Below are 12509 nucleotides of genomic sequence, written 5' to 3'. Positions count from 1 at the left end.
GTCCTCGCGGCCTCGTCAAATTCCAGGTCAGCAATGAACCACGGCGGCGTCAGGCCAAGGGCGGCTTCGAAAATCTGGGCGCTCATCACTCCGGCTCCAAACAGGGTTCCGAGGCGATGATACCCACTCAAAATTCAACAGAGGCGGAAATGAACGCTACCCACACGAATCAGTGAAGAGCCCATTTTCATAACTCATTCTAGATGTTGTTGCGCCGCTCACTGATTATCTTCTTCGTGCGCCGCTGAGCCTCAGTGTCGCCGCAAAACGACTGCACCTCAAGATCTTTCTCTTCGATAGCGTCCAGCACTGAATTAACCCAGAGGTCGAGATTCTCATTATCAGGGTCTCCATAGAATGAAATACTTGCGGGCGGCCATATAGACCCGTCACGATCGACTCGCTCTCCTTTGAAGTAGACTTTTGTTCCATCGAGTCGGTACAAACCGATGTTGGGCCGATACCCATTCCCTGAAGGAAGTTCGTTTTCAATCTTCCAGAATTGATCCTCACTGACAACTCGCGCGACATCGGTAATTGCGCTATCCGGAGTTCCCACGCGTAGCTCAAGACAGACTATAGGCGTATCGCCATCCCGATGGCAGCTAGTAATCAAAGGCAACGTGAAGAGAAGTAGTAGCAACCTCATTGCTAAAACCCCCCCGCTATTTCACGATCTAGTTGCTCAAAGAAGATGCCTCCCCAATATTCATTCAGTCTGGCAAAGAGAGCCGTGAAATTAGTCCCCTCTCCAAATGTTTCGATGACAACTCCGCTACCGACTGCTCTTGCATATCTATCAATCTCACCGTCATAAAGAAGATGTGCAGGGAGTGTCTCATTCAGGTGACGATGACGATCGTCCCAAACCGACACTTCAACAAAGCCCCCAAGCATCCAACTGTAGTAGCCACTCCCACCTGCATATATGACCTCACCATCCGTGACTGGATCTGAGCGCCGACCAAACGGCGTCGGCGCAGGCCGATGAAGCATTTCGTTAAACACATCATCGACCGAGCACACTGAACAGATTCGCGTCCGGATAGAATACTCATGGTCGCGCGGTGTTGGATCAAAATAGTCGAATGCCGCTATTGCACCAACAGCTAATCCAGCGCGTATTGTTATACCTAACGCCAGGCTTGGAAGGCTTACGTTGCCACTCGGGTCAAGCAAGTTTACTGGGTTCGAGTGGGCATAGCGATATTTGTTGAGCGTCTGAGGGCTATAAATGCGCCCTTGATAGCTGTCCATGGTCTGAAAACGCCCTCCTCCTGGCTGGTAGTAACGCGCTCTCAGATAATAGTTCCTCAACCCGACATCTAACTGCTCTCCAGTGTAGCGATACACGTTTTCGGTTGAACCGGCTTCGTACAGCGATTCTCCGTACGCGGAATAGCTGTATTCATCACTGAGGCTACCGCTTTGATCGCTCAGTGCTCGCGTACTGCCCAGCCCATCGACATGGAAATAGCGTTCCGCTCCGGATCGGTGCTGACTGAGCAAATCATGCCCATGCACATAGCTTGCCTGCACGAGCCCCCCGCTGCCCCGCTCCTCGATTACCTGCGCATATGCCCGATTGGCATCAGTCAGAAAGTTCGTGGCCTGCCCGTTCTCGGTCCGGGCCTGGCGGATGCCGTCGGTGTCGTACTCGAAGGCGAGATTGTCGGTGGGCGTCTGGGCGGTCATTAGCCGCTTGGCCGTGTTGTAGCCATAAGTCGTGATGCCGCCCGGGGCGTTTTCCTCAACCAAGCTGCCGTTGTCGTCGTATTGATACGTCGTAGTGCCCATCGGGCCGGTTTCGCTGGTCAGACGGTCGTTATCGTCGTAGGTGTAAGTCGTCGTGCCTGCCATCAGCTCGCCGCCGCAACCCGGGTTGCAGGTGGTTGCGCGCTCCAGCCGGTTGCCAACCAGGTCGTAGCCGAAGCTGGTGGTGCGGTTGCCTCGGGTCGGGTCGGTGACCTGTTCCTGGATCAGTCGGTCTCTGGCATCGTAGGCCCAGGAGGTCTGCCTGCCACCGCCTTCGGACAGGCTGAGCCGACGGTTGTCGTCGGACAGCGTGTAGTGGTGCTCACTCAGGATGGTGCCGTCAGCGGCCAGGTTGACCCGGCTGGTCAGGCGGTGTCTTTCATCGAAGCTGTCGACCTGCTCAGTGCCGTTGGGGTGGAGTACTGAGATGCGGTCACCTGCAGCGTTGTAGGCATACCCGGTGACGCCGCCACTTGGGGAAGTGACCGTGCTGATCCGGTTCAGAGCATCGAAGCTGTAATCGGTGGTGCCGTTCGGCGTTTCAAGCGCGGTACGATTGCCGGCTGCATCGTAGGTGTACTCGATCCACGTCCCGTCCGGGTTGTCGACGCGGGTGAGACGGTCGCGGGTGTCATAGGACCACGTCGCAGTTCCGACCTCCAGCCCCTCGCTGCCCGGGGCCACGGTGACGGATGCCCGGAGCCCGTTGACGGTATAGGTCGTTGTCACGTCCCGGTCCGGTGCCTGGACGCTTACCTGGCGGTTCATATTGTCGTAAGTGTACGTCGTGGTCTCGCCGTTAAAATCCGTGACGCTGACTCGATTGCCGACAGCATCGTAGGCGTAGGTCTCGGTCTGGCCCAGCGGCAGGGTGCGCGAGAGGGCGCGGCCGAGTGGGTCGTAGGACCACGCCGTGGTGCGGCCCAGGGCGTCGGTCTGGGTGGTCCTGTTGCCCTGCTCGTCATAGCCGTAAGTGGTGCGCACACCGCCCGAATCGCCTGGCAGCGGCGTGATGCCGGTGTCCGGATCGGGCTCAATGACTTCGATCAACTGGCCGGCGGCGTCGTAGACGTAGCGTATGGTCTGGCCGACTTCGTCGGTCTCGGCGATCTTGCGGCCGAGGGCATCGTAGGCGGTGGTGACGCGGGGGTTATCGGCATCGTCGCTCGGGGTGTCATCGGGGAAGACTGTGGCGGTTCTTCGACCAGCAGCGTCGTATTCGAAGCTCGTGGTATGGCCGTCGGCATCCATCACGGCCGCGCGGCGGCCGCGGGCGTCTAGCACGTAGTCCGTCCGGTGGCCCAGCGCGTCGATCATGGCGATGCGGCGGCCGGCGGCATCGTACTCGTAGGTGGTCGTGTTGCCGCGCTCGTCGGTGACGCCGACCAGGTTGCCGGCCGCGTCGTAGGTGCGCGTGGTACGCGGGTTGTCGGTGTTGTCGGCCGGCGTGGGATCCGGGTAAACGGTCTCGATTAGCCGGTCGGCGGCGTCATAGATCATGCGCGTCGTGCGGCCGGCCTGGTCGGTGCGGGCGGTCTCGTTGCCAGCAGCATCGTAGGTGACCGTCTCGGTCGTGCCATCTGGGTAGCGCGTCAGCACGCGGTTGCCCCGATCGTCATACTCGTACTCAGTACGCCGGCCCAGGGCGTCAATCTCGGCGGTAACCTGGTCGTTGACGTTGTACTCGGTGCGAGTGACGTGGCCAAGCGGGTCTGTGGTCTGGATGCGGTTGCCGGCGGCGTCGTATTCATGGGTGGTGATGAGCGTCTCGATACCGCCAGAGGCAGTGGTCCGGTTCGTGGACTCGGTGAGCACGTTGCCCATGTCATCGTAGGTGAACTCGGTCTCCACACCCGGCGCATCGATCTCACGAATCCGATTGCCGCGACTGTCGTAGAAATACTCCGTGACATTCCCGGCTGCATCCGTAGTTTGCGTCAGATTGCCCTGGGAGTCGTACGCAAAGGACGTGGCGTTGCCCAGTGCATCCTCAGTACTCAGCAACTGGCCGCTGAAGCTGCTGTAGGCGTTCGACATGACGGTCGTGCCGTCGGCCGCGATGTGCTCGAGCACATTGCCCCTATTGTTAAACGAGGAGCTGGTTGATTCTCCCAGCGGATTGGTCTCGCTGGTCTCGTTGCCGCGGCTGTCGTAAGTCGACTGCCAGGTGTGGCCCAGCGGGTCGGTTCGCGTGAGTTCGTTGCCAAACTCGTCGTAGGTGCGCGTCGTGGCCTCTCCGAGGGCGTTGGTCTCGCTGATGACGTAGCCTCGGTCATCGTAGACATACAGCGATGTGTTGCCGCGCCGGTCGGTGATGGTCTCGGTTCGCCCTTCGATGTCGTGATCGAATTCAAGGCGGTTTCCAGTGGCATCGGTTTGAGCGACCAGGCGACCGTCGCTGTCGTACTCGTTGCGAATCGCGCGCACCCCACGCGGATCGATGACATCCTGCAGGTAGTGCGGCTCGGTCGACAGGTAGGTGAACTGGGTGACGTTGTTGCGCTCGTCCGAGAAGGCGGTGAGGTCGCCGCTGGCGTCGTAAACATAGTCGAGCATATCGCCGTCGGGAAGCAGGACCTGTTCAATCCGACCTTGTCCGTCGCGAACAAACTCGATACCGACACCGCTGGAGTGCTCAATGCCATTCTCGGTGTAGGTCAACGTATTGTCGTTCGGATCGGTGACTTGTCGGAGTCCGAAGCCCTGGTCGACATCCAGCTCGGTGCCATTCTCAAGTGTCAATGTGTAGCGATCCGGGTCGACCGGTACGTCTGGCGAGCCTAGGTCGACCAGGTTCTCATTGACCAGACGAACTTGACCGATGTCGGACTGGGTCAGCGTCGAGTTGGTGCCGGGCAGCGCTTCGAATACGATATCGACATAGACTGTCGGCACCAAATTGGTGCACTCAGGGCTAGCCTTGGCTCGGAAACGCTCCACGTCGCCGCCCGGCAGGGCGATCGTCACGATGGGATTGCCGTTCGGCTCGACACACCAGTTGCTGAAGTATGGCCCTTGGGGATATTCATTCAACGTCCAGCCCAGGCCGACGCGTCGGGATTCCTGCAAGCGCACATCCTTGTAACCAACCGACCAGCCAAAGCCAAAGTCGAGGGACTTGGCGCGGTCGCGGCTGTCGTAGGTTCGCGTCAGGGTGACGGGAATGCCGGACAGCGGCACGGTGACGTCCTCGAAGCTCATCGAGAAATGCCCCAGCTTCATCTCTCCGGTGACCTGGATTTCGCGCGAGTCCGACTCCGTTTGCCCTTGTGCGTCCCACGCCTGGAGAGCAATGCGATACTGCCCGTTGCGCAGCAGCGTAGGATCGAACTTGGCCAGATTGGCATCTGAGAACTCGTTCGTGCCCTCGGCCAGCGTGACCCAGTTCTGGGTGCCGGTCTCGGCGTAGGCGAGAATCCAATTGTCTAGATTCTCGTCACTGACCGACCCGAATACGTCGATCGGTGCGGTGATGTTGGACTCGTAATCCGGCGTGCTCAGAGACACTTCTGGCGGCGGATTGGACTCGACCTCGCGTACGGTGAAGATGGCCGAGTCAGTCGCTGTTCCGGAATCATCGGTCAGCGTGGCCGTTACCTGGTATGAGCCGGGCTCGGTCGGATTCACAATGGCCTGATTCGATTCGTTGAGCGAAATGGCCGTACCATCAAACTCAGCCTCCAGCGTGTACTCGCCCGTCATGCCCGTTGGCGACACCGAGATGGTCACCACCTCGCCGGGATCGACAATCTCCGGTTGCGCGGTTACCGACACGGCCAAGTCGGCGTCGGCTGGCTCGACCGTGATCGTCCAGGTCTGTGTACTGAATTCGGCGCCATCGTCGACGTGCACGGTAGCCGTTGCCTGTCCCGTCCCAGTCGGCGTCCAGCGGATACCGCCTTGATCATCGATGGTCATCGTCGGCGGCGCTTGGGTCAGCGCGTAGTTGATCGGATCACCTTCCGGATCTTGGGCGACAACGCTGTAACGATATTCGGAATCAGCCCGCGCCGATTCAGGCGGCGTCGAGAGAATCTGTGGCGGGTTGTTGTCGGCACCATCGACCACAACCAGCGAATACCACTGGCGTACACGACCACCGCGGCCGTCGCTGACCTCGATTTCGATCTCATGGGTGCCGATATCGGCGACCTGCGGAGACCATTCAAGGACCCCATCAGAATCCAGAGTCATGGCCTCCGGGCCAGATGTGAGCGCGTAAGATAAGGGATCTCCATCCGGGTCGGCGGCCTCAATCGGATAGCTATACGCAAATCCGGTGCGCGCCAGCGCCTCCGGTTCAGATGTGATTGTTGGCGGCTGATTGGCGCCTGCGTCCTGCGTCACGTTCAGTGTGTAGCTCTGAGTCACGGCACCGCCACGACCATCGCTGACTTCAACGGCAACATCGTGCGGACCGATCAAGGCAAGCGGAGGCGTCCACTGGATCAGCCCGCTGGCTGCATCAACCGACATTCCGTCCGGCGCCTGCGTGAGCGTGTAGACCAGCGGATCACCATCGGGATCGGTCGCTGAAACGTCGTACTGATAGGTCGCACCCGCAATCGCGTTGAAAACTGGGGTGCTTTCGATCGAGGGGGCTGAGTTATTCAGCCCTTCGTTGACGGCAATCGTATAGCTTTGCTCGGCGTACCCGCCTCGACCGTCTTCCACCCGGAGCGTGACGGGATAAAACCCGGATGATTCAACGCCGGTCGACCAGGAAACCAGACCGTCAGAATCGACCGTCATACCGGCCGGTGCTTCGGTCAGGGAATAGGCGAGTTCGTCGCCGTCCGGATCATTGGCCACGACTTGGTAGTCGTAGGTCGACTCAGGAGCAGCCAGTACCTGAGGTTCCGACAGGATGGACGGGGGGCGATTGCCAGAAATATCCACAACGCGAATGGTGAAAGTTTGCTCGGTCACACCACCCCGACCGTCGCGCGCATCAACGGTAATCGTCCAGTCCCGAATCTGGTCCTCACCCGGTTGCCAAGTGATGTTCTCACCATCGAAAATCTGCATGTGATACGGCAGATCGCCGACCAAGCCATACTCGATGGGATCACCGTCAGGGTCTTCGGCTTGCGGTGTATAGACATAGAGCTGGCCGACGTAGGCTTCCACGACTGGCTCAGACGTGAATATCGGGGGCTCGTTCTGAACAGCTTCGACCACCTGTAGCGTGAACGTCTGCTCGTCGATCAGACCATGCGAGTCCGTTACGCGAACTGTAAAGTCGTGGTTGCCAAGCGAATTACTCCCGGGTGTCCAGGTTAGAAGTCCGGAACCCGGATCGATGGATGCACCGGCGGGACCCGATTCCAGGGAATAGGTCAGTTGGTCATTAGGGTTTGGATCGATTGCAGTCACCAGGTAACGGTACTGCTCTCCTACCGGCGTAGTCTCCTGGGGCTCGCTGACGATGACCGGCTGCTCTTCCTGCACGACGAGCTGGTAGGTCTGCGTCGCCGTCAGCCCATGCTCATCCTCGACCTCGACAGTCACAGGGTAGCTTCCCGTGTCTTCCACCGTCGTTTCCCAGCGGATCGTGCCGGTCTCGCTATTAAAGAAGACACCGTCGGGCGCCTCGACGAGCCTATAGGTTAGAGCGTCTCCGTCGGGATCAATCGCCTCTACGTCGTATTGATATACATTGTCGGACCCGATCTCGGACGCGGAGACCGTATATCTTGTATCGGTTATAGAACTGTGATAGATGCCGAACGTTCCGGACAGAACGGTTGAATCATTGACGGTTACCGCCTCAATCAATCCCGAATCATCCTTGACTGAAATGTGTATAACACCCGGCCTGAAGTCAACCGTATAGCTGTAAAGCTCTCCCCTACTCCAAGCTAAATCGTTCTCATACAGAACCGTTCCCTGAGTAGTAGCCAGACCAAACTCGTTCAGTGACAATGGCACCGACCCATCGACAGGAATATCGTACGCAACCAAGGACATCCCTCGCTCTTCGCCCAGCTGAGAATTCTTCTTCCACCTGAAGCGATAGAATCTGTATGGGAGGACATCCGCTATGACGAAACCAAAATAATCATCGTCAGTACTATTGGTTTGCCAGGTCCCTTCGAAGTGCCGTCCTACCGCAGGAAGCACACCGCCAATTACGCTCGGTGATGCGTTGTCTCTCTGTATCGCAGTATATCCTTGGTCAACAAAATCCCAGTCCGATGAGGCGGAACCGATCGCGGGCATTTCAACTATTTCCCAATCGCCTAACCTCTGCGGTTCTGGTTCTGTCTGTCCGGAATTGAGAACATGGGGGGTGACAGGCTCACTGATAATCCTCGGGGGATTGTTTTCACCAACAATATCAATGGATACAGTTGCCGGATCCGACGTTGCCGACTGATCGGAGACGACGAACTGGAACTGGTCTGGACCATCGTAATAGGCGTCTGGAACGTAAGTTAGGTGGGGCGGCGCTCCGACCAGACGTCCGTGTGCTGGAAGCTCAGTTACCTCATAGCTGATAGGCTGGTTCTCTGGATCCTCACCTACAAGCGTTAGATCAACTGCAATTCCCTCGTTGGTCTCGATCGACTGATCGAAGGCAACAGGGGGGTTGTCAACTCCGTTATCTACAGTTAGTTGCAGGGTTCTTTCATCGTACAACCCGCCGAGATCCGAGACGCGGATGTCTACGCTGAACATGCCGACCTCGTTGGAGATCGCCAACCAGGTCAACTGCCCATCGACTTCATTGATGCGCAGCCCCTCCGGACCGTCGAGCAGTTCGTATCTCAGCGCATCGCCGAGATCAGGATCGACAGCGTCGATGGCTACCGAGTAGTCCAGATCGTCCTCGGCAGGCGGAAGCTCAGAGGTCAGGATCGACGGTGCTTCGTTGACATTAATCACGTTGACCAACCAGGCTTGGTCGTCCGATAGACCCTCGGGATCCTGGGCGCGGGCACGGAAAATCGCGGCCGCGACCTGGTTGTTGGCCTCGATACACTCGGGCACCTGATCTTCGCTGTCAACGACCCCGTAAAGCGGCCCTATCAATGCCGTTACATCAATATCTCCGATCGTCTGGACGATCGACTCACCGGCTGCGAGCGGCCCAATCGCCGCTTCGCCAAGCAACGGCGCACCGTCGGCCGGATCGCCGTCGAAAAGCTGCACAGAGAACCCGGAGACGGTAGGCGCCAGCCCCCGATTTCTGACCTCGAAACTGACTGCGCCCGCAGCTTGATCGAGCACTAGATCGAAGAGCGCCAGATCCGGTTGCCCCAGTGCATGCTGATCGGGAAATGCATTGAGGCGGTAGGTGTTGTGGGCCAGCCAACTGGGCTCCGGATTGAGCGGAATTGTCGCGTCGTCGGCGACATTCGTGATCGAGTAGGCATGCTGATTCCAGATAGCCCGTGTCGGAGCCCAGGGCTCGCCCACGCTCCCAAACGCGCGGATGCCGTTCGTGGAATTGCTACCGTCATTTGAGACGACCAGCAACTCGGCTTCGCCATCGGCATCGATGTCAGCCAGGACTGGGTACTCGGTCGACGTAACAGACCGGTTGGGCGTCTCCAAAAGAACTCGCCCCGTGGCGCCGTCAAAGATCCGGAAGAATCTCTCATCGCCGTAGGCCAGTTCTACGCGGTTATCACCGTTGAAATCGAATACGGTCGCACCGGTCGCTGCGGAACTCCCGTCTTGAATGGGATAGGTCCACTTAACGGAACCGTCCGTCTCCAGCACGGTGAACTCTGTCGCGCCGACGACGCCAATCTCCGGTTCACCATCGCCATCGACATCCCCAATCGTTGGCGGACCTCCACGGCTTGGCGCTCCTGGAATCGAATAGGGACCCCAGACCGTTGATCCATCGTGATTCAGTAGCGTGATGCTGCCACCACCGGACACCAGGATTTCCGGGTAGTCGTCCGCATCGAAATTGCCGATTGCGTTATACCCATCGCTTGGGAGATCATCCCGATGCCACAGCGTCGTTCCGTCCGTGTCGTATGCGGTGCGCCCAGCAACGACCTCAGCTTGGCCATCGAGATCAATGTCGGCGACGACGCTGATCCAGCCCCATGATGGGCGATTCCCGCCGGCACCGCGGTCGCCGTCGCCCGACCAGACAAGATGACCATCAGCCGAGTAGACCTGATTGGCAAGGACAATCTCCACAGAGCCGTCGCCGTCCAGATCGTTGAGACTGATCGTATCGGCAGCACCGGTTTCCGTAGGCAGATCAAGAGGCCTGTCCCACTTGAGAGTTCCGTCGTGTTCAAAGGCGAAAAGTCGTTGGCGCCGTATCCCCACACCCACGAGTTCGACCTGCCCGTCCTGATCCAGATCACCGAGCGCGATACCACCTCGATTGCTGACGTTGAAATCCGGATTCGACCAAAGCGTCGTGCCAGTTGCTCCGTCCACGGCAACGAGTATTGAGCGGCTCGGGTTGTGAGAATGATTGCTGGCGGCAAAAACGACGTCCGGCTGATCATCCGGACCGATCACCCCGTCGCCATTATCATCGGTAAGCTGGCCAACGAGCGGCGGCGCTACGACATCGGTTCGATTGGGGTAGTCTGGTTCGCCATGCCACTCCCATTCGATCTCGACATCCATCGACGCAATAGGCTCGGGTGCAACACGGCACTGACTGTTCATCGCAGCAATTGAACTGAACGCCTGTGCGCCTTCGGAAGGCCACGCTACCTCGCCTGAACCACCGTCCATATCGGAAAACCCCGGGCCTAGCTCCAGCGTGTAGGCGAGAACATCGTCGTCCGGATCGATTGCATCCACATCGTAGGAGTAGAGCGAACGCTCGGATACATGCGTAATCGGCTCGGACACGATCTCGGGAGGCAGATTCGGATTCAGAACATTCAACGAAATCGCAGCTGGCTCCGAGGACAAGTAGCCATCGTTCACGATGAACAGGAACTCATCAGGCCCCGAGTAGCCTTCTTCCGACGTGTACTGGAGATTGGGTGGTTGCCCGGAAAGGCTGCCGTGACCGGGGCCGTCGATGACCTCGAAGGTCAGCCCATCGCCGTCGGGATCGGTGCCTTCTAGTTGGATCGCCACAGGGACACCAGACTCGGCCTCGATGACCTGGTCCTGCGCCACGGGCGGCCGATTGTAGCAATTGGTATAACCGAGGAACTCGAAGCTGAACCAACCATGGCCCGGCAGGCGATAGTCCAGCAATCGGATCTTGGCGAACTGGTTGATCTCGTAGTCGAAATTATTGCCCTGACCCCGAATCGAACTCCAGACAGGGACGGTTATTTCCATGCCGAGGAGGGCATCCAGATTCTGACGAACCGCCGAGCCGTTCATTGCACCGGGCGCGCCCTGCGCCCAGTCTCCTGGCGTCAACAGCCAGTCTGTGTCATCGTCAGGATTAATGTAGGTGTAGCTGTCGCCTGGCGGGACAAGGCTATTCGCCAGAGTTGGTGTACTTGGGCTACCCGCCCACGTTAGCCACGAAAAGTTACCTGGCCCCGTGCCTCGCGGAAGTTCCAGCACCTCGTCCCCGGGCTGGCTGACGGCCAACACATCGCCGGGCAACGCAATCGGATACATCGCGCAAAAGTCGCCCGCGCCAACGCCCCGGAACGGCTCGTGGTTCAATTGCATGAGCCCGTTCCAGGAATTACCGATCACTGCCCCGTAGACAACGCCCTGCGGCTGGTCAATGTCTGCAAATGGGGCCAGTATGCTGCCGTGGACTCCGACTCCTGCCAGAGTGAGGCTGCTCGCCTCGTGGAAATTGAATAGCGTCGTGCGCGTATGCCCGGAAAGAGACTCGAGACTCATGTTCGTCAGTCCCGGACTCGAACCGGAAATGTTGAAAATGATGGTGGCTCCATCTGGAACGCAAGAGACGTCAAACGTATGCGCATCCAGAACGTCAACACCGTCTAGATCGAAAACCTGTGACGGGCTGGAGCAATCGCCTTCCAGATAGAGACCACCCCACTGGGAAACGGCCGTCCCATTAGCCGCTAGACCGGACAACTGCGCACTTAAAGCTTCCAGCCTCCCGAATTCACGCACGAAGTCGACGGGAAGCTGCGCATTTTCGAGCAGTTGCTGCTCGGCGGATAGGCCATTGATTACTGGATCGCCAACCCCTGCGGCGCTTCCGGCCACCAAAATGTCGCCAGCGTAGACCCGACCGCTTGGGAAGTCGAGATCGCCTCCGACCACCAGCGATGCGCCGGGATCAACTGCCGAGAGTCGGTCCGCAATCGAGTAATGATTGATGGATATGTCGCCGCCTGCAGCCAGTCGCCCTTGCACGTCGGACGACGGCGCAGTGAAATCTTGTCGAAAGAAGCCGTTGTAGCGGCGTGCCGCTCCCAGATCCAGAGAGATAGGGAGGTGGCCGGCTTGTTGACCCGGCGGCAGTGAGTTCGGTGTCCCCGAGATCGGTAGGTCAGTTGCAGCCCACGTCAAGACAGCCGTCAACGAAAAGAGCGCGACAAGCGCGCCTGCTAATAGTCCGCGAAAATGCATTCGGAAAGTCCCCAGTCACGACGCTTCCCCCTTCCAACGCCAATTGGATAAGTGCTCGGAAGCCTACACGAATGTGAAGGAGGTATCAAGATTGATGATCCCGTTGTTAGCCCAAAGCACTAATGTCCCCTTTCCACAAAGTTAAAGTGTCCCCTTTTTGTTCTGACAAGGAGCGGGGCCATGGATCGGGAGACGATTGCCATGAGTCACAGGGAGTTGGATCGGGTGGGTGTCATCCGGAAGGT

General features: G+C 58.5%; 2 protein-coding genes. Both read right to left on the bottom strand.

From position 1 onward, the window contains the following. Nucleotides 1-199: 199 nt before the first annotated feature. Complete coding sequence (locus ACEWQZ_RS00260) at nt 200-559, bottom strand: hypothetical protein (protein WP_476481065.1); 360 nt, start codon at nt 557-559, stop codon at nt 200-202. Between the two features lie 92 nt (nt 560-651). Beyond that, complete coding sequence (locus tag ACEWQZ_RS00255) at nt 652-12264, bottom strand: putative Ig domain-containing protein (RefSeq protein WP_476481064.1); 11613 nt, start codon at nt 12262-12264, stop codon at nt 652-654. Nucleotides 12265-12509 lie beyond the last annotated feature (245 nt).

The organism is Wenzhouxiangella sp. YN1, from assembly GCF_056324145.1.
The sequence above is the reverse complement of the archived record's forward strand: the minus strand, read 5'-3'. Positions and strand labels throughout refer to the sequence as shown.

Coding starts and splice junctions, on each gene's coding strand:
- ACEWQZ_RS00255 (WP_476481064.1), bottom strand. CDS start 12,264: ATGCATTTTCGCGGACTATTAGCAGGCGCGCTTGTCGCGCTCTTTTCG.